This is a genomic window from Variovorax paradoxus (genome assembly GCA_016806145.1).
Taxonomy (GTDB): domain Bacteria; phylum Pseudomonadota; class Gammaproteobacteria; order Burkholderiales; family Burkholderiaceae_C; genus Variovorax.
Genome location: CP063166.1, coordinates 5,757,348 through 5,780,515, shown reverse-complemented (window position 1 = coordinate 5,780,515; position 23,168 = coordinate 5,757,348). Strand labels below are relative to the sequence as shown.

The window sequence follows — 23,168 nt, the reverse complement described above, 5'->3', positions numbered from 1 at the left end:
AGGGAGTGTTACGGAACAGGGGTGCGCGCGAGGGGCGCGTTACGGGTACAAGCGTGTTACGTGTTACGTGACACGACCCGGAACGGTAAAGATGTAACAGTCCAGAAAGGGTTGGACCGTGCGCAAAAAATCACAAGTTGAGGGGTCTGACCCTGCTTGCGAAGGGGGATCAGCCCAGGATTTCCTCGTGGAACAGCTTCCACTCGCCGGCCTGGCGCAGCCAGTACTGGCGACGCATGCGACCGCTGCGTTCCCCCTCGAACACCTCGCCGAAGGTGGCGACCATGGTGTCCTCGCTGTCGCGCCAATGGAGGTAGGAAACATCCTTTAACTGAATACGCCGGCCCTGGGCGTATTCCATCTCGTCGCGGACAATTGAAATTCCGTCGGCCGATTTTTTCGCCTGACGCTGGAAATCCGGCAAATAGAATTTCTTCAATTGCGCTTCATTTCCCTGGGCCCGGGCGTCTTTCCAGGCATTGATCGCGCTGGTGAAGGATTGGGCGTCCTTTTCGGCCTGGGGCTGGGAAATCCATTGCAGGCTGCGCGCGGTGACGACCGGCGTGGCGCCGATCTGCACCTTGCGCAGCAACTGGCGCAGGTCGGGGTTGGCCATGACCACGCAGCCGTCGCTGGCCAGCGGCGCGCGCGCGTACTGCTGCGAGGGCGTGCCGTGCAGCCAGATGCCGCCGCCGGTCTTGCCGCGGCGCTGGTCGTAGGCGTTGGGGTAGTTGATCGGCAGCGCGCCGGCGCCGTAGAGGTCCTTGAGGGACTTCGGATCGAGGCTGCTGGTGATGAAGTACACGCCCAGCGGGGTGCGCGCATCGCCCTCCACGGACTTGTCGATGCCCGACTTGCCGACCGAGATGTAGTAGTCGGCCACGAGCTTCAGGCCCTTGTCGCCGTTCTCGAGCAGGTACAGGCGCGAGCGCGAGGCGTCGATGGCGATCGCGTAGCGGCTGCGCGTGGACAGCTCGAGGAACTGCGACGGGACGGTGTTCGGCGGCGGCCGTTCGCGCAGCGCCTGCAGGCGGCGGCGCGATTCTTCCTGCAGCTCGGCCATGGCCGGGTTGCCCTTCAGGCGCGCCACGCTGGCGGCGTCCGAGAGGCTGTGCGCGGCGGGCACCTGCGAGGCGAGCAGGTCGCCGTACACGAGCTGCGCGAGCTGGAAATTCGGGTAGTCGCGCACCAGTTCGCGCGCCTTGGCCAACGCGGGCCGCGCCTGGCCGCGGCCGAAGAGTTCGTAGATCGCGATCAGCCGCGCCTCGGCGTTGCTGGCTTCCTGGATCGCGCCCGCGGGCGGCGCCTTGCGCGTGCCGCGGGCTTCGGCCACGGCGGCGGTGCCGGCCGCCGCGGCGGCCGCGGTCGCCACGGCCCCCTTCTTCAGGCGGGCCTGGGCCTTGGCGCCCCTGGCGTCGCGGGCTTCACGTGCCTCCCGGGCTTCGCGCACGCTGCGCGATTCGCGACTGCCGCGCGCTTCCCTGGCGCCGGCTTTTTCCTTCTGCGCCGAGCGGCTGGCGCCGACGGCAGCCTTGCCGGACTTGGCGCCGGCCGTCTTGGCATGCGAGGCCTTGCCCGAATGGCTGGCGGCGCCCGCGGGCAGTGCGAGCACGAGGGCCGATGCGGCCATCAGCGCGGCCAGGAGGCTCCCGCCGCGCCGGAATTCTGGGGTCTGGGGCCGGCCCTGCCGGACGATGTCTGCCACTAGCCGCCGACGCTTTCCTTGCGAATGTGCCACTGGCCGCCGGAGCGCTGCAGTTCCAGCGTCTTGCGGCTGGAGATGTTGAGGTTGTCGGCGCGGTAGACCTGGCGGAACTTGGCGGTGGCCGACTGGCCATTGACCTGGATCACGAGGTTCTCGAGGTTCACGCTGATGCTGGACTTGCCGACGATGCGCGCGCGGCGCTCTTCTTCCCAGCTCTTGCGGCTCTGGCCGCCGCCGGGCGTGAAGTCGCTGCCGTAGGCGGCGAGGTAGCGGTCCATGTCCTGGCCGGCCCAGGCGGCGGCCCAGCCGCGCACGGCCGATTCGACCTCCGCGTTGGCGCTCGACGAAGCGGCGGGCGCGGCCGGTGCGGCGGCCGGCGCCGAAGCCTCGGGTGCCTTGGCGACCACGGCGGGGGCCGGGGCCGGAGCGGGCGCGGGTGCCTTGGCCACCGGTGCGGGCGCCGGGGCCGGCACGGGGGCCGCGGCGGGTGCCGGTGCGGGAGCGGGGGCCTTCGCGACCGGCGCGGGCGCGGGCGCAGGCGCCGCCGGTGCCGCACGCGGTGCCTCGGGAGCCGCCGCCAGCAGGGTCGGCTTGGCGCCGGGCACGGCCGGCACGAACAGCGTGCGGATCACCGCCAGCTTGGGCGCGACCGCCGTGTTGTTCTGGTCGAGCTGCAGCGCCTTGCTGTAGGCCTGGCTCGCGAGCCGCGCATAGAGGTCGCCGAGGTTTTCCTGGGCGGTGGCATAGCTCGGATTGGTGCGGATCGCGCTCTCGAGGGCGTTGCGCGCCTTGTCGAACTGGTTCTGGCTCGCGTAGATGACCGCGAGGTTGTTGTAGGGCTCGGGCAGCTCGGGCGCATCCTGCGTGAGCTGGGTGAAGGCGGCGATCGCCTCGGCGCGCTTGCCGGTGTCGAGCTGGATCACGCCCTTGAGGAAGCGCATCTGCGGGTCGCGCGGCTTGTCCTTGAGGAAGGCGTCGGCCTTGGTCGAGGCTTCCTCGAGCTTGCCGGCCTGCATCAGGCGGTCGACCTCCTCGTGCTCGGGCGCCGCCAGCGCGGACAGCGCCGTGGCGCCGACCGCGGCGGCCAGGAACAGGGCGCGCACGACGGGCGTCAGGCTGAAGGGAGTGCGCAGGGAGCTCTTGGGCATGGCGGACGAGGCCTCGTGAGGGAGAGGGAAGGGGATGCGCCGGGGATTGTAAGTGGGGCGGTTAACCTCCAGACACACTGCGGCGTGCCTGCAACGCCGTTCCATTCCTCGAGGCAACGGGCTGTGCCTTTTCCCACGGAAACCGGTGGAAAGCACGTTCAGGCGCCGCCGCGCTCCCGCTCCCCGGCCGCATCCGCCAGCCCATGCCCCGGCGCCGGCCGCAGCAGGGCCGGGAAATGCATGTCGCGGTAGGCCACGAAGCGGCTGCCGCGCGCCAGCCGGTAGCCCCACCAGACCGCCACGAACAGCACCAGCCCGATGTAGGTCGAGAACACGCCGATCCAGTCGATGCGCCCGCCCGTGAAGGCGGCGTAGTTCTGGCCCAGCGTGACCACCAGGCACAGGCCGAAGGCGAACAGCGGCCCGTAGGGGAAGAAGGGCGAGCGGTACGGCAGCAGCGACAGGTCCAGCCCCTGCGCCATCATTCCCTTGCGGAAGCGGTAGTGGCTCACCGCGATGCCGAGCCAGGCCACGAAGCCGGTCATGCCCGAGAGGTTCAAGAGCCACAGGTACACGCCCTGGCTCTCCGACAGCGAGGTCAAAAAGCACAGCGCGCCGACCGCTGTGGTCGCGAGCAGCGCATTGAGCGGCACGCCCGCGCGCGTGAGCCGCGCGAAGCAGCGCGGCGCGCGGCCGTCCTTCGCGAGGTTGAACAGCATCCGGGTCGAGGCGTACATGCCCGAGTTCCCGGCCGACAGCACGGCCGTGAGGATCACCGCGTTCATCACGCTGGCCGCGAAGGCCAGCCCGGCGTGGCGGAACACCAGCGTGAACGGGCTCACGCCGATGGCGTGCAGGTCGGTCTTGATCAGGTTCGGGTCGGTGTAGGGAATCAGCACGCCGATCACGCCGATCGCCAGCACGTAGAACAGCAGGATGCGCCAGAACACCTGGCGCACCGCGCGCGGGATGTTCTTCGCGGGGTTGGCCGATTCGCCGGCCGCCACGCCGATCAGCTCGGTGCCCTGGAACGAGAAGCCCGCGATCATGGCCACGCCGATCATCGCGGGCAGGCCGCCCACGAAGGGCGCGTCGCCGAGCGTGAGGTTGCCGAAGCCGGCGGGCCGGTCGCCGCGCAGGATGCCGAAGATCATCAGGAGGCCGATGGCGACGAAGGCGATCACCGTCACCACCTTGACCAGCGCGAACCAGAACTCGGCCTCGCCGAAGCCGCGCACCGAGATCGCGTTGAGCAGGAACATCAGCCCGAGGAACAGCGCGCTCCACAGCATGGCCGGCGTGCCCGGGAACCAGTACTGCATCACCAGCTGCGCGGCCGCGAGCTCGACCGCGATGGTCACGGCCCAGTTGTACCAATAGTTCCAGCCGAGCGCGAAGCCGAAGCCCTCGTCGACGTAGAGCGCGCCGTAGGTCGCGAACGAGCCCGACACCGGCATGCAGGCCGCGAGCTCGCCGAGGCTGGTCATGAGGAAATAGACCATCGCGCCGATCAGCAGGTAGGCCGCGAGCGCGCCGCCCGGGCCGGCCTGCGACACGGTGGCGCCCGAGGCCACGAACAGGCCGGTGCCGATCGAGCCGCCGATGGCGATCATCGTCAGGTGGCGCGTGCCGAGCGCGCGGCGCAGCGTGGGTTCCTCGGCGGCGGTGCGCGAGGCGAGGGTGGGCGCGGTGGAGTCCGTTGCCATGTCGTTGTGTTCTCCCGTATGAGCCCGCGCGGACCGTGAGGCCCGCGCGAGGTGGCGGCGATCATAAGTGCGGCCCTGCGCGCACCCCCGCGTCGCCCCGGGGTACGGCCGCGCGGCCCGCACAGTACAGTGCCGCCATGGACCGCCTCCAGAGCATCGAAGCCTTCGTGCGCGTCGCGCAGACGCAGAGTTTTGCGGAGGCGGCGCGCCAGCTCCGGGTGGCGAACTCGGTGGTCACCACGCGCGTCAAGCAGCTCGAGGAGTTCCTCGGCGCGCCGCTGTTCCACCGCAGCACGCGCGTGGTGCGGCTCAGCGACGTGGGCCAGGCCTTCCTGCGCGACTGCGTGGAGCTCGTGGGCCGCGCCAACGACATCGTCGACCAGATGCGCGACGCGCGCGGCACACCCTCGGGCGTGCTGCGCGTGCATGCGCTCACGGGCATGGTGCTCGGTCGCTTCGCCTCGCTGCTGCGCGAGTTCCACACCATCTATCCCGACATCCACCTCGAGCTGATCGTGAGCGACGCGGTGGTCGATCCGGTCAAGGCCGGCGTCGATTGCGCGCTGCAGATCTTTCCGGCCGCCTCCGAGGAACTGGTGTCGCGCCCGCTGTTCCCGGTGCGCCGGCTGCTGTGCGCCACGCCCGAGTACCTCGAGCGCCACGGCATGCCCGCCAACCCGCGCGAGCTGCACCGCCACAAGCTGGGCCTGTACTCGGGCTATCCCACGCGCGACCGCTGGACCTTCCACCACCAGGGCGAGCAGACCACCATCTACCTCGCGGCCGCGCTGCTGACCAACAGCGTGCACCTGCTGCGGGAGTACGCGCTCGAGCACGCGGGCATCGTCTGCCTGCCCACGCTGGTGGCGGGCGACGCGATCGCGCGCGGCGAGCTGCGCGTGGTGCTGCCCGAGCACCAGCTCTCGTCGTTCTCGCTGAGCGCCGTCTATGCGGGCACCTCGCGCAACGCGCTCAAGCTGCGGCTGTTCATCGAGCACATCGCCACCCGCTTCACGCGCGTTCCGCCCTGGGACGCCACCCTGATCGAGCGCGGAATGATCCCGGCCGAATTGATCGAGTGAGGGCGCGCGTTCCCGGGTAAACCCCAGCGATTATTCGGAGTCTGCGAATAATCCTCTTCCAATCTGGTCCCTACCGGCGGCCCCGGTTGTTTCCTAGAGTTCGGTCCAAGCCAGAACCAAGGAGACCGCCATGACCCAGACCGCCCAGACCCAGGACGCGCCCGCCTACCGCACCCGCTTCGGTTCGCTCGCCCACTACGAGAAAGGCCACGTCGAGCCGATCGCCGACGACGTGCGCCACTACGCCTTCTCCAATTGCTTCGAGATCGCGAACAACAGTCGGCCCTACGAGAAGGTGGTGTTCGGCCAGAACCAGATCTACGTGCTCGAGACCCTGCGCGCCGAGGGCCACTCGCCCTGGTTCACCTGCGCGCACGACGAGTTCGCGCTGGTGATGGACGGCGAGGTCGAGGTGCACCTGGTGCAGCTCGACGCGACCCAAAAGGTGGCCGACCCCGAGAAGAACGGCGCCGTGCGGGTCGAGGGCGAGCCGCGCGGCCAGAAGATGGGCTGGATGAAGCTCTCGCGCGGCCACCAGGGCCTGCTGCCGAAGAACACCGCCTACCAGTTCCGCAGCGCGCGCCCCGGCGTGATCGTGCTGCAGACCTGCAAGGGCGAGCTGTCGGTCGAGAAGTGGGCCGAGATCTGCCAGTCGCATTGAACGAACGAGGAGCACACGCCATGAACGCACCCGCAGAACTCGCCCGAGTCATCGCCTCGCAACCCGACGCCACGCTCGGCTACAAGGACTTCTCGCTCGGCAGCTTCCGCTTCCGCCGCGACGAGTATTTCGTCCACATCGGCTGGCAGACCCGCGACGGCCGCCCGATGAGCCACACCATGGATGCCGGCAACTACCTGCGCGCGCTGATGCGCGACGTCGCCTGGGGCTTCTTCTACGGCTGGGTCAACTTCGACAGCGTGTTCGGCACCGTCAACCACTACGACTCGGTCGACCTCTATGCCGGCAGCTTCAACGGCACCATGAAGGACGCGGGCATCGACCTGCTCGAGAACTTCCCCAGCGCCCAGATCCGCGCCACCTTCGAGGCCATGCTCGACGACTGGACCAACGCGAGCTTCGATCCCTTCGCCGCGCCGCAGGAGACCGGCTCGCCCTACGGCCGCAAGAACGGCAACAACACGGCCAAGATCACGCGGGCACGCGAACTCGCCACGCGCTGCGTGGGCCTGAAGGGCGACCTCGACCTGCGCAGCGACGAGCGCGGCGCGCCGGTCAACCGCGCCTTCGCCGACGTGCCGCAGGACCAGCCCGAGCTGCATCCCGAGCCCGGCTTCGAGAACGAGGTGCATGCCTTCAATCTCTTCGGCTTCCTGAGCCGCTCGCAGGTGACCTGGAACCCGAGCTTCACCTCGGTGGTGAAGCACAGCTACATGTGCCCGACGACCGAGGAGCACATCCTGCCGATCATCCACGGCAACGACCGCGTCGAGTGGTTCTTCCAGATGACCGACGAGATCCACTGGGACTGCGGCGACAAGAACACCGGCAAGCCGATGGCGCGCGTGATCATGAAGGCCGGCGACATGGCCGCCATGCCCGCCTACTGCCGCCACCAGGGCTTCAGCCCCAAGCGCTCGATGCTGCTGGTGTGGGAGAACGGCTCGCCGAGCCTGGTGTACGAGATCCAGAAGGGCGAGTCGCACGAGATTCCCGTGCAGTTCTGAATGGCTCCCTCTCCCGCGCGCGGGAGAGGGTTGGGGTGAGGGTGGCCGACGCGCCACGAACCTCCCCCTCACCCCCGCCCTCTCCCCAAGGGGAGAGGGAGCAAGGCAACAACATGAAGCCCAACGACATTGCCGGCGCGGCAGGCCTGCGCACGTCCATCCGCCACCAACTCTTCATCGACGGCCGCTTCGTCGACGCCGAATCCGGCGAGACCCTCGCCACCCTGAACCCGCACGACAACACGCCCATCGTCGACGTCGCGCTGGCCGGCAAGGCCGACGTCGACAAGGCCGTCGCCGCCGCGAAGCGCGCGTTCCCGGCATGGCGCCGCATGGCCGCCGCCGACCGCGGCCGCATCCTGCTCAGGCTCGCCGACCTGATCGAGGCCAACGCCGAGGAACTCGCGCGCCTCGAATCGCTGGACACCGGCCACCCGATCCGCGATTCGCGCCGGCTCGACGTGCCGCGCACCGCCGCGTGCTTCCGCTACTTCGGCGGCATGGCCGACAAGTTCCAGGGCGAGACCATTCCGGTGGAAGAGGGCTTCCTCAACTACACGCTGCGCGAGCCCGTGGGCATCGTCGGCCAGGTGGTGCCGTGGAACTTCCCGCTGATGTTCACGAGCTGGAAGATGGCGCCCGCGCTCGCGGCCGGCAACTGCATCGTGATGAAGCCGGCCGAGATCACGCCGCTGAGTTCGCTGCGCATCGCCGAGCTGATGGCCGAGGCGGGCCTGCCGCCCGGCGTGGTCAACATGCTGCCGGGCCTGGGCAGCGTGGCGGGCCAGTACATCGCCGGGCATCCCGAGATCGCGAAGATCGCCTTCACGGGCAGCACGGCGACGGGCCGGCGCATCGTGCAGGCCAGCGCGGGCAACCTCAAGAAGGTGCAGCTCGAGCTCGGCGGCAAGGGGCCCAACATCGTGTTCGAGGACGCGAACCTGCAGGCCGCCGTCAACGGCAGCGCCTGGGCCATCTTCCACAACCAGGGCCAGGCCTGCATCGCGGGCTCGCGGCTGATGCTGCACGAGCGGATCGCCGACGAGTTCCTCGCGCAGTTCGTTCCGCTCGCCAAGTCGATCCGCCTCGGCAACCCGCTCGACGAGAACACCGAGATGGGCCCGCTGACCAGCGCCCAGCATCGCGAGCGTGTTCTGAGTTACGTGGAAGTGGCACGAGGCGAGGGCGGCGAGCTGCTCGCGGGTGGCCGGTCGCCGGGCGGCGATCTCGCGAAAGGCTGCTATGTCGAGCCCACCGTGATGCGCGCGAAGTCGTACCGCGACCGCGTCGCGCAGGAAGAGGTCTTCGGCCCCTTCGTCACCGTGCTGACCTTCAAGGACGACGAGGAGGCGATGCGCATCGCCAACGGCACCGACTACGGCCTGGGCTCGGGCCTGTGGACCAAGGACCTGCAGCGCGCCCACAAGGTGGCGCGCGAGCTGCACGCCGGCATGGTCTGGATCAACAGCTACAAGCGCGTGAACCCCGGCTCGCCCTTCGGCGGCGTGGGCCAGAGCGGCTACGGCCGCGAGATGGGCTTCGACGCGATGCGCGAGTACACGCAGGTCAAGAGCGTGTGGGTCAACGTCGACGCGCGGATACCGCCGCACTTCGCGCGCTGAGTTTCCGCAGGCACAAGAAAAGGAGACAGCCATGACATTCAATCGCAGGCAATTCACCCAGGCCACCGCGGCCCTCGTCGCCGCGGGCGCGACACCGCTGGCGTTCGCGGCCGACACGCTCAAGATCGGTTACGTGTCGCCGCAGACCGGCCCGCTCGCGCCCTTCGGCGAGGCCGACAAATGGGTCATCGACCAGATGAAGGCCGCCTTCAAGGACGGCATCGCGATCGGCGGCCGCAGGTACGCGGTGCAGATCGTGCTCAAGGACAGCCAGTCGAACCCCAACCGCGCGGGCGAGGTCGCGAACGACCTGATCCTCAAGGACAAGGTGGCGCTGGTGCTCACGGCCGGCACGCCGGAGACCGCGAACCCGGTCAGCGATGCCTGCGAGCTCAACGAGGTGCCCTGCATCTCGAGCGTGGTGCCGTGGCAGCCCTGGTTCTTCGGCCGCAAGGGCGATCCGGCCAAGGGCTTCGACTGGACCTACCACCTGTTCTGGGGCCTCGAGGATGTCATCGCCAACTTCACCAGCGGCTGGAAGACGCTGGCCACCAACAAGAAGGTGGGCGGCCTGTTCCCGAACGACGGCGACGGCAACGCCTGGGGCGACAAGGAGCTGGGCTTTCCGAAGCCGCTCGCGCAGATGGGCTTCACGCTCACCGACCCGGGCCGCTTCCAGAACGGCACGCAGGACTTCAGCGCGCAGATCGCGGCCTTCAAGAAGGAGGGCGTGGAGATCGTGACCGGCGTGGTGATCCCGCCCGATGCCAAGACCTTCCTCACGCAGGCGCGGCAGCAAGGCTTCAGGCCGAAGGCGATCACGCTCGGCAAGGCGCTGCTGTTCCCGGGCGCGATCGAGGCGCTGGGCGAGCTCGGCGACGGCCTCTCGACCGAGGTCTGGTGGAGCCCCTCGCATCCCTTCGCGTCGAGTCTCACGAAGCAGAGCGCGAAGGCGCTGGCCGAGGCCTACGAGGCCGGCACGAAGAAGCAGTGGACGCAGCCGATCGGCTTCGCGCATGCGCTGTTCGAGGTGGCGGCCAACGCGCTGGGCCGCGCGAAGTCGCTCAAGGCCGCCGACGTGCGCGATGCCGTGGCCGCGACGTCGATCCAGTCGGTGGTCGGCCCGGTCAAGTGGGGCGGGCAGGGGCCGTTCAGGAACGTCAGCAAGACGCCGCTGGTGCTCGGCCAGTGGGGCAAGGGAACGAAGTACAAGGTGGAACTCACCCTCGTGAACAACGAAGCCGCGCCGGCCATTCCCACCGGCGGCAAGCTGCGCGCGCTCTGACCGCCATGGCGCTGCTGGCACTGCATGGCGTGAGCAAGTCCTACGGCGCGCTCAAGGTCACCGACGGCATCACGCTCGCGGTGGCCGAGGGCGAGACCTTGGGCATCCTCGGCCCCAATGGCGCGGGCAAGACCACGCTGTTCAATCTGATCTCGGGCGACGTGCGCGCCGACGCGGGCCGGGTCGACTATGCGGGCCGCGACGTGACGCGGCTGCGTCCGCACCAGCGCTGCCGCGCCGGCATCGGCCGCAGCTACCAGGTGCCGCAGCCCTTCGGGAACATGAGCGTGTTTGAGAACCTCGTGACCGCGGCCTGCTTCGGCGGGCAGCAGACCGAGCGCGAGGCCTGGCGCACGGCGCACGAGGTGCTGGCGCAGACCGGACTGATGGCGCAGGCCAATGCGCCGGCCGGCGGGCTGCGGCTGCTCGACCGCAAGCGGCTCGAGCTCGCGCGCGCGCTTGCGACGAAGCCGCGGCTGCTGCTGCTCGACGAGATCGCGGGCGGGCTCACCGAGCCCGAGGCCGCGGTGCTGGTGGGCGAGCTGCGGCGCATCAAGGCGCGCGGCGTGACCATGATCTGGATCGAGCACGTGGTGCATGCGCTGCTGTCGCTCGCGGACCGGCTGTTCGTCATCAACTTCGGGCAGAAGCTGGCCGAGGGCGAGCCGCGCGCGGTGATGAACGATCCGGAGGTGCGGCGCGTGTACATGGGGATGGAAGCATGAGCGCGCACCGCATGGCTCCTTCCCCATCTGGGGGAAGGCTGGGATGGGGGCACGACGGCGCCACCCGTCCAACGCCGCCTGCCCCCACCCCGACCCTCCCCCAGAGGGGGAGGGAGCAAAGACCATGACCGCCTTGCTCACCACCCACGGCCTGCAGGCCTTCTACGGCGACGCCCAGGCCCTGTTCGGCATCGACTTCGCGCTCGCCGCCGGCGAACTGGTCGCGATCATCGGCGCCAACGGCGCGGGCAAGTCGACCTTCCTCAAGAGCCTCACGGGCCTGGTGCGCGCGCCGCGCGAGGCGATCCGTTTCAGGGGCGAGCCCATCGGCGGCCTGCCGCCCGGCGAGATCGTGCGGCGCGGCCTCGCGCTGGTGCCCGAGGGCCGCCGGCTGTTCCCCAGCCTCAGCGTGGAAGAGAACCTGCTGATGGGCGCCACCGCGGGGCGCCCGGGCCCGTGGAACCTGCAGCGTCTCTACGGCCTGTTCCCCATCCTGGCCGAGAAGCGCCGCCAGCCCGGCACCTCGCTGTCGGGCGGCCAGCAGCAGATGGTGGCGCTGGGCCGCGCGCTCATGAGCAATCCCGACGTGCTGCTGTGCGACGAACTCTCGCTGGGCCTCGCGCCGGTCGTCATCCGCGAGATCTACGCGGCCATGCCCGGCATCACGGCCGAGGGCATGACGGTGGTGATCGTCGAGCAGGACGTGACGATGGCGCGCCAGGTCTCGCGGCGTGTCTACTGCTTCCAGGAAGGCCGCGTGTCGCTCGAGGGCCTGTCGGCCGATCTCACGCGCGAGCGGATCGCACAGGCCTATTTCGGCATCGAGGCGGCCCATGCTTGAGACCCTGCTCCAGGGCGTGCTGCTCGGCGGCCTCTACACGCTGTTCGCGCTCGGCCAGTCGCTGATGTTCGGCGTCATGCGGCTCACGAACACGGCGCAGGGCGACTTCATCATCCTCGGCGCCTTCGCGGTGATCGCGGGCGTGTCGCTGGCCGGCGCCGCGGCGCCGTGGCTGGTCGCGCTCGCGGTGCTGCCCGTGGCCTTCGGCTTCGGCTACGCGCTGCAGCGCTGGGTGCTCAACGGCACGCTGGGCAAGGACCCGCTGCCCTCGCTGGTCGTCACCTTCGGCCTGTCGATCGTGATCCAGAACCTGCTGCTCGAGCTGTTCTCGGCCGACCCGCGCGCCATCGAGACCGGCGGCCTCGGCACGCGCGGCCTGGCGCTCGGCGAATCGCTGTCGCTCGGCGTGCTGCCGCTGATCGTGCTGGCCGTGGCGCTCGTGGCCACCGGCGCGCTGCAATGGCTGTTCGCGCACACGGCGCTGGGCCGGTCGTTCCGCGCCGTGTCGGACGACCGCGAGATCGCCGAGCTCATGGGGCTCGACGCGAAGAAGGTCTATGCCTTCGCGACCGCCATCGCCTTCGTGCTGATCGCGCTGGCAGGCGCGCTGCAGGGCATGCGCACCACGGTGTCGCCGTCGGACGGCACGCTGCTGCTGCTGTTCGCCTTCGAGGCCGTGATCATCGGCGGCATGGGCTCGTTCTGGGGCACGCTGGCCGGCGCCATGATCCTCGGCATCGCGCAGCAGGTGGGCTTCCGCCTCGATCCGGGCTGGGGCATCTGGTTCGGGCACATCGTGTTCCTCGCGGTGCTCGTGTTCCGGCCGCAGGGCCTTTTTCCCAAGACACGCGGATGACGCCGATGACGACCCCCGCCACCCCTTCCTTCGTCGCGGTCGAACGCGCCACCGCCGCGAGCCGCGGCGCGCTCGCCGTCGGCATCGCGCTGGTCCTCGTCGCCGCCAGCCTGCCCTTCTGGGGCGAGTCGAGCTGGATGCGCGAGTTCGTCGAGATCGCCTGCTACTTCATTTTCGCGATGATGTGGAACCTGCTCGCGGGCTATGGCGGCATGGTCAGCATCGGGCAGCAGGCCTTCTTCGGCTTCGGCGGCTACGCGATGCTGGTGCTCGGCAACTTCGCGGGGCTCAACCCCTTCGTCGCCATCCCCCTCGGCGCGCTGGCCGCGGGGCTGGTCGCGATACCGGTCTCCTTCCTCGCGTTCCGGCTCTCGGGCGGCTACTTCGCGATCGGCACCTGGGTCATCGCCGAGGTGTTCCGCCTGAGCTTCGCCAACGTGTCGGCGGTGGGCGGCGGCTCGGGCACCACGCTGACGGCGCTGCGCGGCATCGACAAGGCCACGCGCGAGAGCGTCACCTACTGGATGGTGCTGGGCTGCGTGGTGGCGGCGGTGGCGCTGGTCTACCTGTTCCTGCGCAGCAAGCGCGGCCTCGCGCTGCTGGCGATCCGCGACAACGAGGTGGCGGCCGAGTCGCAGGGCGTGCCGGTGGCGCGCATGAAGCTCGCGGTGTACGGCGTCGCGGCCTTCGGCGCGGGGCTCGCGGGCGCGCTGTACTTCGTCGGCAACCTGCGCATCAGCCCCGACGCGGCCTTCAGCGTCAACTGGAGCGCGTTCGCGATCTTCATGGTGGTGATCGGCGGCATCGGCCGCATCGAAGGGCCGCTGGTCGGCGCGCTGGTCTTCTGGGCGCTCAACAAGTTCCTCAGCGACTACGGCACCTGGTACCTGCTGGGGCTCGGGCTGCTCGCGATCGTGACCACGCTGTTCTTCAAGCAGGGGCTCTGGGGTTTCGCGCAGCAGCGCTGGGGTTGGTCGCTGTTTCCCACGCAGCGCAGGCTGGTCGCCGGCAAGCCGTGATTTCGCGCTGCGATGCAGCATTCTTGTAACGATCTGTTTACAATTCGGACTCCGCCGCTTCCACCCGGAGTTCCTCCCGTGACGATCACCAAACGCCGCCTGCTCGAGGGCGGCGCCGCCGCGCTGGCCGCCTCGCTGCTTCCCCCGTTCGCCCTGGCCCAGGACAAGCCGCGCGCCGGCGAAGCCGCCTGGCCCACCAAGCCCGTGAAACTGCTGGTCGGCTTCCCGACCGGCGCCTCGCCCGACCTGCTGGCGCGCGCCATCGCCGAGCCGCTCGCCAAGATCCTGCGCCAGCCGGTGCTGGTCGAGAACAAGCCCGGCGAGAGCGGCAACATCGTGGCCGACCAGGTCGCCAAGGCCACCGACGACCACACCATCGGCGCGCTGATCAACGGCAACCTCACGATCGCGAAGCTGCTCAATCCCAAGATCTCCTTCGATCCCGAGAAGGACTTCGCGCCGGTCGGCATGGTCGGCACCGCGCCGCTGGTGCTGGCCGTGTCGGGCAATGCCACCGGCAAGACCGCGGCCGACCACCTGCTGTGGGTGCGCAACCTCGGCAGCGGCGGCAAGTACGGCACGCCGGGCGTGGGCACGGTGGGCCACCTGGGCATGGAACTGCTCAAGAGCCGCTCGGCCATCACCGCGCAGCACAAGCCCTACACCGGCAATCCGCAGGTGATCGCGGGCCTGCTCGCGGGCGAGATCCAGCTCGCGCTGCTGCCGCCCGCGCTCGCGATGCCGCACGTGCGTTCGGGCAAGCTCAAGGCCATCGGCGTGACCTCGCCCGAGCGCAGCCCGCTGGTGCCCGATCTGCCGACCATCCGCGATGCCGACGTGCGCGGCGCCGACCTCGAGATCTGGACCGCGCTGGCCGCGCCCGCGGGCATGAACAAGGCCGCGCTGGCCAGGCTCAATGCCGCGCTGGTCGAGGTCATCAGCACGGACGAGGTGCGCGAGGCGCTGCTCAAGACCGGCTGGCAGGCCCAGCCCGGTTCGCCCGACGCGCTGGCGCGCCGCATGCGCGCCGACACCGCGCGGCTGGGCGGCGTGATCCTGATGAAGGGCATCCACGCCGAGGGTTGAGCGTCGCCTGTGGCATGCTGGCCGGCCCGATACCGGACCGACCGGCATGAGCGAGCGCCTTTTCCTCCATCTCGACGACGGCCCCGTGCTGGGGCCGCCGATGGACGCGCCCGGTAGCGCGGTGCGCTCCTTCGCCGCCAGCGCGCCGCTGCGTCCGCATGTCGCCAACATCCTCGTCTACAGAGAGCGCTTCGCCGAGGGCGAGGAGGTGCTCGAGCGCGTGCTGCCCGACGGTGCCGCGCGGCTGGTCTTCAACCTCGGCGACGCGCCCTCGGCCAACGGCGCCGAGGGGCTGGCCGTCGAGGCCATCGGCGCCTCGGCCGAGGCCGTGCTGGTGCGGCTGCGCAAGCGCATGGAAGGCCTGTCGATCACCCTGCGGCCCGGTGCCGCGGCCCTGCTGCTCGGCCTGCCCGCGGGCGAGCTCGCGGGCCGCGTGCTCCATCTCGACGAACTCTGGCGCGGCGCCGGCGCGCAGTTGCTCGAGCGCATGGCCGAGGCGCCCGATGACGCCGCGCGCGTCGCGCTGCTCGATGCCGCGCTGTGCCGCCGCCTCGCCGAGGCCGACGGCCGCGCGCAGTCAAGGCTGGGCCTGCATCCGGGCGCGCTGCAGGCCGCGCAGCTGATCGCGGCCTCGGCCGGCCGGCGTCCGCTGCGCGAGGTGGCCGAGGCGGTGGGCCTGGGCGAGCGCCGGCTGCAGCAGCTGTTCCATGCGCAGGTCGGCCTCTCGCCGCGCGCCTGGCGCCGGCTCGCGCGCATGCATGGCTGCCTGCGCGCGCTGCGCGCGACACCGATGCCGGCCTGGGCCGAGGTGGCGGTCGACAGCGGCTTCTACGACCAGTCGCACATGGTCAACGAGTTCCGCGCGCTGTGCGGCGTCACGCCCACCGAGTTCCTGGGCCGCGCGATTGCGGGTTCTTCCAAGACGCCGGCCTGAGGCGGCGCTACCTTCGGCGCTTCTTTCCTTTTCAGCGAGCCGAACGATGAACGACCAGCCGAATGCATTGCCCTCCCTGCAAGGCCGCGTGGCCGTGGTCACGGGCGCGAGCCGCGGCGCGGGCCGCGGCATCGCGCTCGAACTCGGCGCGGCCGGCGCCACCGTCTACGTCACGGGCCGCAGCACGCGCGCCGAGCCCGCCGACAGCTATGGCCAGATCCTCGCGCTGTCGGGCCTGCAGCGCGTGCCCGGCAGCATCGAGGACACGGCCGAGGAGGTCGCGCGCCTGGGCGGGCAGGGCGTGGCCGTGCGCTGCGACCACACCGACGAAGCGCAGGTGCGCGAGCTGTTCGCGCGCGTCGAGCGCGAGGCCGGCCGGCTCGACCTGCTGGTCAACAACGCCTGGGGCGGCCACGAGAGCTTCAACGGCGTGTTCGAGGCGCCGTTCTGGGAGCATCCGCTGTCGAACTGGGAGGCCATGTTCGACCGCGGCGTGCGCAACCACCTCGTGGCCAGCCGCTGCGCCGCGCCGCTGCTGGTGCGCCAGGGCCATGGCCTGATCGCCACCACCACCTTCTGGGACCGCGACCGCTACCTGCGCGGCAGCCTGTTCTACGACCTCGCCAAGGCCGCGATGACGCGGCTGGCCTTCGGCATGGCGCAGGACCTGCGCGCGCACGGCGTGGCCTCGGTGGCGGTGTCGCCGGGCTGGATGCGCACCGAGTTCGTGCTGGCCGGCCACCAGACCGACGAGGCGCATTGGCACGAGCGGCCCGCGCTCGCGCGCACCGAATCGCCGCGCTACATCGGGCGCGCCATCGTGGCGCTGGCCGGCGACGCGAACGTGATGCACAAGACCGGCCGCGCGTTGCGCGTGGGCGACCTCGCGCGCGAGTACGGCTTCACCGACATCGACGGGCGGCAGGTCGCGCCCTTCGAGATGGAGGAGGGGGAGGACGGCGGCGCCTGAGAGCGCAGCGCCGGCTCACAGCAGGCTCGAGATCCGCTGCGCCGCCTCGCGCAGCGCGGGCAGCATGCTGTCCTGCATCACCTTCGCGCTGGTGCGGTTGGCCTGGCCGCTGATGTTGAGCGCGGCCACCATGCGGCCCGCGCGGTCGACGATCGGCGCGGCCACCGAGATCAGGCCTTCTTCCAGCTCCTGGTTCACCAGGCACCACTGCTGGCGCCGCGCCTGCGCCACCTTGGCCAGCAGCGCGTCGATGTCGGTCACCGTGTGCTTGGTCAGCGGCTCGATCGCCGAGGCCTCGAGCCGAGCGCGCACCTCCTCGTCGGGCAGGTCGGCCAGCAGCAGCCGGCCCAGCGAGGTGCAGTAGGCCGGCAGTCGCGAGCCCACGCCGAGGCTGATGCGCATGATCTTCTGCGTCGGCACGCGCAGCACGTAGACGATGTCGGTGGCGTCGAGCACCGCGGCCGAGCACGACTCCTGCACCTGCTGCACCAGCGCCTCCATCACCGGCTCGGCGCGGTTCCAGATCGGCATCGACGACAGGTAGGCGAAGCCCAGGTCGAGGATGCGCGGCGTGAGCGTGAACAGCTTGCCGTCGCTGACCACGTAGCCCAGCGTCTGCAGCGTGAGCAGGATGCGGCGCGCGCCCGCGCGCGTGAGGCCGCTGGCGGCCGCCACCTCGCTGAGTGTCTGGTGCGGCGCGCTCGCGCTGAACGAGCGGATCACCTGCAGGCCGCGCGCGAAGGACTGCACGTAGCTGTCGCCGGGGGCGGGCGTCTCGGGGGGCGCAAGGGGGCGGGTTGCCATGGGTATCGATCCTCTCTAGAATTCATTATACGAACAGATGTTCGATATACGAACAAAATAGATTTCCCAAAGACGCGCAGCGACAACCGTCTTCCCGCCTCTGCACCATCCTTCTTCGGAGACAGATCCATGATCGACAAGATCGCGCCCTCCATCGCCGACGCCCTCGCGGGCGTGGCCGACGGCGCCACCGTTCTCATCGGCGGCTTCGGCACCGCCGGCATTCCCGGCGAACTCATCGACGGCCTCATCGAGCAGGGCGCGCGCGACCTGACGGTGGTCAACAACAACGCCGGCAACGGCGACACCGGCCTCGCCGCGCTGCTCAAGGCCGGCCGCGTGCGCAAGATCATCTGCAGCTTTCCGCGCCAGGCCGACAGCCACGTCTTCGACGCGCTCTACCGCAGCGGCAAGCTCGAGCTCGAGCTGGTGCCGCAGGGCAACCTGGCCGAGCGCATCCGCGCGGCCGGTGCCGGCATCGGCGCCTTCTTCTGCCCCACGGGCTACGGCACCGAGCTCGCGGGCAACCGCGAAACCCGCGAGATCGACGGCAAGCAGTACGTGCTCGAGTACCCGATCCACGGCGACGTGGCGCTGATCAAGGCCGAGCGCGGCGACCGCTGGGGCAACCTGGTCTACCGCAAGGCCGCGCGCAACTTCGGCCCGGTGATGGCCATGGCCGCGAAGAAGACCATCGCCACGGTGCACGACATCGCCGAGCTCGGCACCATGGACCCCGAAACCATCGTCACCCCCGGCATCTTCGTGCACAAGGTGGTGCGCATCGAACGCGTCGCCACGCAGGCCGGCGGTTTCAAGAAGGAGGCATGACCATGAGCTACACCCGTCGCACCAAGGACCAGCTGGCCGCCCGCGTGGCGCAGGACATCTTCGACGGCGCCGTCGTCAACCTCGGCATCGGCCAGCCCACGCTGGTGGCCAACCACCTGCCGGCCGGCCGCGAGGTCATCCTGCACAGCGAGAACGGCATCCTCGGCATGGGCCCCGCGCCCGAGGCCGGCGAGGAGGACTACGACCTGATCAACGCCGGCAAGCAGCCGGTCACGCTGCTGCCCGGCGGCGCCTTCTTCCACCATGCCGACAGCTTCGCGATGATGCGCGGCGGCCACCTCGACATCTGCGTGCTCGGCGCCTTCCAGGTCTCGGCCACCGGCGACCTCGCGAACTGGAGCACCGGCGAGGCCGGCGCCATTCCCGCGGTGGGCGGCGCGATGGACCTCGCGATCGGCGCCAAGCAGACCTGGGTCATGATGGACCTGCTGACCAAGAAGGGCGAGAGCAAGATCGTCGAGACCTGCAGCTACCCGCTGACCGGCATCGGCTGCGTGAAGCGCGTGTACTCCGACCTCGCCACGCTCGAATGCACGCCGCAGGGCCTGAAGCTGGTCGACAAGGTCGACGGGCTCGAGCATGCGGAGCTCGAGAAGCTCGTGGGCCTGCCGATCGCCGCCTGATACGGACTTCCGGACGCGAAGGACGCGAAGATTCCGCGAAGAGCGCGAAAAGAACTTCAGAAATAATTTTGTCTTTCTTTCGCGTCCTTTGCGGAACCTTCGCGTCCTCTGCGTCCGGCAACCCGAATTCATTTCACCTTCATAGAGACACACCATGACCAACCAAGCCTTCATCTGCGACGCCGTGCGCACCCCCTTCGGCCGCTACGGCGGCGCGCTCTCGAGCGTGCGCACCGACGACCTCGGCGCGGTGCCGCTCAGGGCGCTGATCGAGCGCAACAAGAACGTCGACTGGCAGGCCGTGACCGACGTGCTGTACGGCTGCGCCAACCAGGCCGGCGAGGACAACCGCAACGTCGCGCGCATGGCCTCGCTGCTGGCCGGCCTGCCGATCGAGGTGCCGGGCGCCACCATCAACCGCCTGTGCGGCTCGGGCCTCGATGCCGTGGGCAGCGCGGCGCGCGCCATCCGCGCCGGCGAGGCCGGCCTGATGATCGCGGGCGGCGTCGAGAGCATGAGCCGCGCGCCCTTCGTGATGCCCAAGGCCGAGAGCGCCTTCAGCCGCAACAACGCGGTCTACGACACCACCATCGGCTGGCGCTTCGTCAACAAGCTCATGAAGGCGCAGTACGGCGTCGACTCGATGCCCGAGACGGCCGAGAACGTGGCCACCGACTACAAGATCGAGCGCGAGGCGCAGGATCTGATGGCGCTGAACTCGCAGCTGCGCGCCGTGGCCGCGCAGAAGGCCGGCTTCTTCGACGCCGAGATCGTGCCGGTGAGCGTGCCGCAGAAGAAGGGCGATGCGATCGTCGTGAACAAGGACGAGCATCCGCGCGAGACCAGCCTCGAAGCGCTGGCCAAGCTCAAGGGCGTGGTGCGGCCCGACGGCACCGTCACCGCCGGCAATGCCAGCGGCGTGAACGACGGCGCCTGCGCGCTGCTGCTGGCCGACGAGGCCAGCGCCGCCAAGCACGGCCTCACGCCGCGCGCGCGCATCGTGGGCATGGCCACCGCCGGCGTCGCGCCGCGCATCATGGGCATCGGCCCGGCGCCCGCCACGCAGAAGGTGCTGGCGCTCACCGGCCTCACGCTCGACCAGATCGACGTGATCGAGCTCAACGAGGCCTTCGCCGCGCAGGGCCTCGCGGTGCTGCGCCTGCTGGGCCTTTCGGACGACGACGCGCGCGTCAACGTCAACGGCGGTGCGATCGCGCTGGGCCATCCGCTGGGTGCCAGCGGCGCGCGCCTCGCGACGACCGCGGTCAACCAGCTGCACAAGAGCGGCGGCCGCTATGCGCTGTGCACCATGTGCATCGGCGTCGGCCAGGGCATCGCGCTGATCCTCGAGCGCGTCTGATCCCGCGTCCGACCTGAACCCTACCCCCGTCGATCGATCGGCCACACCCGACAACAACAACCGCGCGATCGATCGACTTGACGCCATCGGCAGCCGCACCCGCGGCCCGATGGTTTTTTTTTGGCCGGGGCGCATGGGCGCGCCCGGGAAGGGCCGGCGCTGTTAAACCAAAGGCTTCGTCGCAGCCGACACCTTCCGTTTCATGGATGTCATTCGGAAAGCGAACGTATCGCCGCACCGAGGCCGCGTGACGCTGCGTACGCCCATGGCGTACGCAGCGTTGAAGCCCCTGGATTCAGGGACCTCGGCCTTTTACGCTCCCTTACGGATCGGCGAGGTCTTTTGACTATTTCCTACAGCGTGGCTCGGAGGCCCGGCGATAAGGTTCAACCGAATAACCAATCGCATCTGGACCTTGAGAAAGAAACCTCACCACGCTGTCACACACCCCGCACGCACCCAACCTCACCCGACCTTCCTTCGTTCCACCTTCCCCCTCTCCGCCGCGGCATTGCTTGTCGCGGCGGGGTGGGCCGGTGCGAGCCCGCAGGTCAGGGCACAGGTGGTGGAGCGCCCCGGTGTCTCGACATCCTCTTCCCGCCCCTCGGCTGACGCCGCCGCCGCGGGTTACGAAACCTCCGCCCACGACGCGCTCGTCGAACGGGTGCGCGCCGGCAGCGCGACACCGGCCGCTGCGCTCGATGCGCTGCGGGCCTGGTTCCCGCGCGCCGCGACCGCGGCCCAGCGCGAGCGCATCGCGTCCGACGGCGTGGTGTGGGCACTGCAGGCCGACAACCCACGGGAATCCGTGGGCTGGGCGCGCGCCGTGCCGCTCGATTGCCTCGCGGGCTATGCCTTCGAGTCCGCGTTCGTCGCCGCGCGCCGCGTCGACGACCGCATCCTGCAACTGCAGCTCACCGCGTTGCAGCCCACGCAGCGCATCGTGCGGCGCGAGAACGCCTTCGCGCTCGAGGACCAGGGCTCGCTGACCGAGGCCCTGGCGCAGGCCGAGGCCGCCGAGCGCGCCGCGCCCGGCAGCTTCAATGCCTTCGAACTCGCGAGCCTGCGCCAGCAGGCCCTGGGCCAGCGGCTGCGCTGGGCCATCGCGGAACGCGACCAGCGCGGCGGCGAGGGCCCCGAGCGCTTCGAGTCCATCGACGCACTGCTGCCGCTCTATCCGAACGAGCTGCAGGGGGCCGCCGATGCGGTGCAGCGCGCCACGCAGTCCAACGAAGCCGACGCGCTCGAGCGCTGGAGGGCGCTGTACCTGCGCCTCTATGCCGACCAGCTGCTCGCCGTCTCCGCGCGCGGCCGCTTCCCCGAAGTGACGGCCGCCTACGAGCGCTGGCAGGTCGAGCATCCGCAGGAGCCGCTGCCCTACTACGCGCTGTCCGACGTGGCCGGCGCCTACCAGCAGCAGCGCCGCTCCGACCTCGCCGTGCCGATCTACGAGGAGGCGCTGCGCAGCGGCGGCGATGCCATCCCCGTGCCCAGCGACACCCACACCGGCCTGGTCTATGCCTACCTCGACACCGCGCGCTTCGAGGACGCCGAGGCCCTGCTGCAGAAGCTCGAGCAGGCCACGCCGCCGCTGCTGCGGCTCACGCCCGAGCAGGGCCGGCCCAACCCCGAGTACGCCGAGGTGCGCAACCTGCGCGCGCTCTACCAGCTCTACACCGAGCGGCCCTGGCAGGCCGAGACCAGCTTCCGCGGACTGACCTCGCTCGCGCCGCTCAACGCGGGCTTCCGCTCGGGCCTGGCCGAGACCATGAAGCTGCGCGACAAGCCCGACGAGGCGCTGGGCCGCTACCGCGAGACGCTGGTCGACCATCCGTGGGACGTGGCCGCGCGCGCCGGCTACGCGGGCGCGCTGTTCGATGCCGGCGAGATGCGCGCCGGCCGCGAACTGACCGAGAGCCTGCAGGCCGAGGCCCCCGAATCGATCGCCGTGCGCAATGCCGTCACGCAGCGCGACACGCTCTACGCGGCGCGGCTCGATGTCGATGCCGACTACGGCCAGGGCCACGGCAGCAGCGTGCTGGCCGACCGCGACTGGCGCGTCGACTCCAAGCTCTCGTCGCCGCTGTGGGACGACCGCTGGCGCCTGTTCTTCCGCCAGGTGTTCGCGCGCGGCGACACCTCGCTGGGCAACATCGACCTGTCGCGCACCGGCGTCGGCGTCGAATACCTGCAGGGCCGCTGGCGCGCCAGCGCCGAGCTGCACCAGTCCGACAAGGGCCGCTACCGCACCGGCCTCGCGCTCGGCGTGGACTGGCGTGCCAGCGACAGCTGGCGCTTCTCGGCGCGCTTCGACTCGAACAGCCTCGACACGCCCTGGAAGGCGCGGCTGGCGAACGTCGGCGCGCATTCGGCCGAGCTCGGCGCCACCTACGTGGTCAACGAGTCGCGCGCCTTCGAGGCCCGCTACCAGCGCATGGACTTCAGCGATGGCAACGCGCGCGACGGCTTCGGCCTGAGCTGGCGCGAGCGCCTCGTGAGCGGCCCGCGCTTCCAGCTCGAAGGCACGCTCTCGGGCGAGACCGGTCGCTATGACCGCCAGGACGTCGACTACTTCGCGCCGCGCCGCGAGAGCGCGCTGCAGGTCGGCCTGACCGGCAAGTACCTGGGCTGGAAGCGCGACGACCGCCGCTTCTCGCATGTCTTGGGCGTCGAGGCCGGCGGCTACCGGCAGCAGGGTTTCGGCGGCGGCGCGCTCTGGTCGCTGCGCTACGGCCACGAATGGGTGTTCGGCCGTTCGGCCACGCTGGCCTACGGCCTGGGCATCGCGAGCCATCCCTACGACGGGGTGCGCGAGCGCCGCCGCTTCGTCTATCTCAATCTGTCGGTGCCGTTCCAATGAA

20 protein-coding genes are annotated in these 23,168 nt (G+C 70.1%); 16 read left to right on the top strand and 4 right to left on the bottom strand.

Annotated features, from left to right (window positions below):
• Nucleotides 1–169 precede the first annotated feature (169 nt).
• From INQ48_27105 to INQ48_27095, 3 genes are all read right to left on the bottom strand, one after another.
• Complete coding sequence (locus tag INQ48_27105) at nucleotides 170–1,738, bottom strand: L,D-transpeptidase family protein (protein QRF56946.1); 1,569 nt, start codon at nucleotides 1,736–1,738, stop codon at nucleotides 170–172.
• Nucleotides 1,705–2,853 carry a tetratricopeptide repeat protein gene (locus tag INQ48_27100; GenBank protein ID QRF56945.1) on the bottom strand — a complete coding sequence of 383 codons (1,149 nt, stop codon included), beginning with the start codon at nucleotides 2,851–2,853 and terminating at the stop codon, nucleotides 1,705–1,707. Before INQ48_27100 ends, INQ48_27105 begins: the two co-directional genes overlap by 34 nt.
• 158 nt (nucleotides 2,854–3,011) lie before the next feature.
• Entirely contained in the window at nucleotides 3,012–4,559 is a 1,548-nt protein-coding gene (locus INQ48_27095) for an amino acid permease (protein QRF56944.1), read from the bottom strand.
• A gap of 137 nt (nucleotides 4,560–4,696) precedes the next feature.
• Here INQ48_27095 and INQ48_27090 point away from each other — a divergent pair, with 137 nt between their 5' ends.
• From INQ48_27090 to INQ48_27035, 12 genes are all read left to right on the top strand, one after another.
• Nucleotides 4,697–5,641 (top strand): LysR family transcriptional regulator, encoded by a 945-nt coding sequence (locus INQ48_27090; GenBank protein QRF56943.1) that lies wholly within the window; start codon nucleotides 4,697–4,699, stop codon nucleotides 5,639–5,641.
• Between the two features lie 130 nt (nucleotides 5,642–5,771).
• Nucleotides 5,772–6,302, top strand: coding sequence for a hydroxyquinol 1,2-dioxygenase (locus INQ48_27085; GenBank protein QRF56942.1), 531 nt, complete (start codon nucleotides 5,772–5,774; stop codon nucleotides 6,300–6,302).
• A gap of 20 nt (nucleotides 6,303–6,322) precedes the next feature.
• The gene (locus INQ48_27080) at nucleotides 6,323–7,330 is read left to right on the top strand and encodes a hydroxyquinol 1,2-dioxygenase (protein QRF56941.1); all 1,008 of its coding nucleotides are present in this window, start codon (nucleotides 6,323–6,325) and stop codon (nucleotides 7,328–7,330) included.
• A gap of 158 nt (nucleotides 7,331–7,488) precedes the next feature.
• Nucleotides 7,489–8,952, top strand: a complete 1,464-nt coding sequence (locus INQ48_27075) for an aldehyde dehydrogenase family protein (GenBank protein QRF60917.1) — start codon at nucleotides 7,489–7,491, stop codon at nucleotides 8,950–8,952.
• A 31-nt stretch (nucleotides 8,953–8,983) separates the two neighbouring features.
• The gene (locus tag INQ48_27070) at nucleotides 8,984–10,237 is read left to right on the top strand and encodes an ABC transporter substrate-binding protein (protein QRF56940.1); all 1,254 of its coding nucleotides are present in this window, start codon (nucleotides 8,984–8,986) and stop codon (nucleotides 10,235–10,237) included.
• 5 nt (nucleotides 10,238–10,242) lie between these two features.
• Entirely contained in the window at nucleotides 10,243–10,962 is a 720-nt protein-coding gene (locus tag INQ48_27065; GenBank protein ID QRF56939.1) for an ABC transporter ATP-binding protein, read from the top strand.
• Between the two features lie 124 nt (nucleotides 10,963–11,086).
• Entirely contained in the window at nucleotides 11,087–11,803 is a 717-nt protein-coding gene (locus tag INQ48_27060; GenBank protein QRF56938.1) for an ABC transporter ATP-binding protein, read from the top strand.
• Nucleotides 11,796–12,659: a branched-chain amino acid ABC transporter permease gene (locus INQ48_27055; GenBank protein ID QRF56937.1), complete on the top strand. Its 864-nt coding sequence runs from the start codon at nucleotides 11,796–11,798 to the stop codon at nucleotides 12,657–12,659. The genes INQ48_27060 and INQ48_27055 overlap by 8 nt, the downstream gene beginning before the upstream one ends.
• 5 nt (nucleotides 12,660–12,664) lie before the next feature.
• On the top strand, nucleotides 12,665–13,678 hold the full coding sequence (locus tag INQ48_27050; GenBank protein ID QRF56936.1) for a branched-chain amino acid ABC transporter permease: 1,014 nt from the start codon (nucleotides 12,665–12,667) through the stop codon (nucleotides 13,676–13,678).
• Nucleotides 13,679–13,756: 78 nt separating this feature from the next.
• On the top strand, nucleotides 13,757–14,764 hold the full coding sequence (locus INQ48_27045; protein QRF56935.1) for a tripartite tricarboxylate transporter substrate binding protein: 1,008 nt from the start codon (nucleotides 13,757–13,759) through the stop codon (nucleotides 14,762–14,764).
• A 46-nt stretch (nucleotides 14,765–14,810) separates the two neighbouring features.
• The gene (locus INQ48_27040; protein QRF56934.1) at nucleotides 14,811–15,698 is read left to right on the top strand and encodes a helix-turn-helix transcriptional regulator; all 888 of its coding nucleotides are present in this window, start codon (nucleotides 14,811–14,813) and stop codon (nucleotides 15,696–15,698) included.
• 46 nt (nucleotides 15,699–15,744) lie between these two features.
• Entirely contained in the window at nucleotides 15,745–16,668 is a 924-nt protein-coding gene (locus INQ48_27035; protein QRF56933.1) for an SDR family oxidoreductase, read from the top strand.
• Between the two features lie 15 nt (nucleotides 16,669–16,683).
• On the opposite strand, the gene INQ48_27030 is transcribed toward INQ48_27035, so the two are convergent.
• Complete coding sequence (locus INQ48_27030; GenBank protein QRF56932.1) at nucleotides 16,684–17,472, bottom strand: helix-turn-helix domain-containing protein; 789 nt, start codon at nucleotides 17,470–17,472, stop codon at nucleotides 16,684–16,686.
• A gap of 129 nt (nucleotides 17,473–17,601) precedes the next feature.
• On the opposite strand from INQ48_27030, the gene INQ48_27025 reads away from it, so the two are divergent.
• The 4 genes from INQ48_27025 to pgaA all read left to right on the top strand — a co-directional run bounded on the left by INQ48_27025 (nucleotide 17,602) and on the right by pgaA (nucleotide 23,167).
• The gene (locus tag INQ48_27025) at nucleotides 17,602–18,303 is read left to right on the top strand and encodes a 3-oxoacid CoA-transferase subunit A (protein ID QRF56931.1); all 702 of its coding nucleotides are present in this window, start codon (nucleotides 17,602–17,604) and stop codon (nucleotides 18,301–18,303) included.
• A gap of 2 nt (nucleotides 18,304–18,305) precedes the next feature.
• A complete protein-coding gene (locus tag INQ48_27020) occupies nucleotides 18,306–18,947 on the top strand; it encodes a 3-oxoacid CoA-transferase subunit B (GenBank protein ID QRF56930.1) in 642 nt (213 codons plus the stop codon).
• 154 nt (nucleotides 18,948–19,101) lie between these two features.
• A complete protein-coding gene (pcaF, locus tag INQ48_27015; protein QRF56929.1) occupies nucleotides 19,102–20,307 on the top strand; it encodes a 3-oxoadipyl-CoA thiolase in 1,206 nt (401 codons plus the stop codon).
• A 664-nt stretch (nucleotides 20,308–20,971) separates the two neighbouring features.
• On the top strand, nucleotides 20,972–23,167 hold the full coding sequence (pgaA, locus tag INQ48_27010; protein ID QRF56928.1) for a poly-beta-1,6 N-acetyl-D-glucosamine export porin PgaA: 2,196 nt from the start codon (nucleotides 20,972–20,974) through the stop codon (nucleotides 23,165–23,167).
• The last annotated feature ends 1 nt before the right edge of the window (nucleotide 23,168 follow it).

What these genes read in the sequence shown, in the direction of transcription:
- INQ48_27055 (QRF56937.1), top strand. Translation starts at nt 11,796, where the DNA reads ATGCTTGAGACCCTGCTCCAGGGCGTGCTGCTCGGCGGCCTCTACACG.
- INQ48_27020 (QRF56930.1), top strand. Translation starts at nt 18,306, where the DNA reads ATGAGCTACACCCGTCGCACCAAGGACCAGCTGGCCGCCCGCGTGGCG.
- pcaF (QRF56929.1), top strand. Translation starts at nt 19,102, where the DNA reads ATGACCAACCAAGCCTTCATCTGCGACGCCGTGCGCACCCCCTTCGGC.
- INQ48_27060 (QRF56938.1), top strand. Translation starts at nt 11,087, where the DNA reads ATGACCGCCTTGCTCACCACCCACGGCCTGCAGGCCTTCTACGGCGAC.
- INQ48_27070 (QRF56940.1), top strand. Translation starts at nt 8,984, where the DNA reads ATGACATTCAATCGCAGGCAATTCACCCAGGCCACCGCGGCCCTCGTC.
- INQ48_27050 (QRF56936.1), top strand. Translation starts at nt 12,665, where the DNA reads ATGACGACCCCCGCCACCCCTTCCTTCGTCGCGGTCGAACGCGCCACC.
- INQ48_27065 (QRF56939.1), top strand. Translation starts at nt 10,243, where the DNA reads ATGGCGCTGCTGGCACTGCATGGCGTGAGCAAGTCCTACGGCGCGCTC.
- INQ48_27085 (QRF56942.1), top strand. Translation starts at nt 5,772, where the DNA reads ATGACCCAGACCGCCCAGACCCAGGACGCGCCCGCCTACCGCACCCGC.
- INQ48_27090 (QRF56943.1), top strand. Translation starts at nt 4,697, where the DNA reads ATGGACCGCCTCCAGAGCATCGAAGCCTTCGTGCGCGTCGCGCAGACG.
- INQ48_27030 (QRF56932.1), bottom strand. Translation starts at nt 17,472, where the DNA reads ATGGCAACCCGCCCCCTTGCGCCCCCCGAGACGCCCGCCCCCGGCGAC.
- INQ48_27080 (QRF56941.1), top strand. Translation starts at nt 6,323, where the DNA reads ATGAACGCACCCGCAGAACTCGCCCGAGTCATCGCCTCGCAACCCGAC.
- INQ48_27100 (QRF56945.1), bottom strand. Translation starts at nt 2,853, where the DNA reads ATGCCCAAGAGCTCCCTGCGCACTCCCTTCAGCCTGACGCCCGTCGTG.
- INQ48_27095 (QRF56944.1), bottom strand. Translation starts at nt 4,559, where the DNA reads ATGGCAACGGACTCCACCGCGCCCACCCTCGCCTCGCGCACCGCCGCC.
- INQ48_27025 (QRF56931.1), top strand. Translation starts at nt 17,602, where the DNA reads ATGATCGACAAGATCGCGCCCTCCATCGCCGACGCCCTCGCGGGCGTG.
- INQ48_27040 (QRF56934.1), top strand. Translation starts at nt 14,811, where the DNA reads ATGAGCGAGCGCCTTTTCCTCCATCTCGACGACGGCCCCGTGCTGGGG.
- INQ48_27035 (QRF56933.1), top strand. Translation starts at nt 15,745, where the DNA reads ATGAACGACCAGCCGAATGCATTGCCCTCCCTGCAAGGCCGCGTGGCC.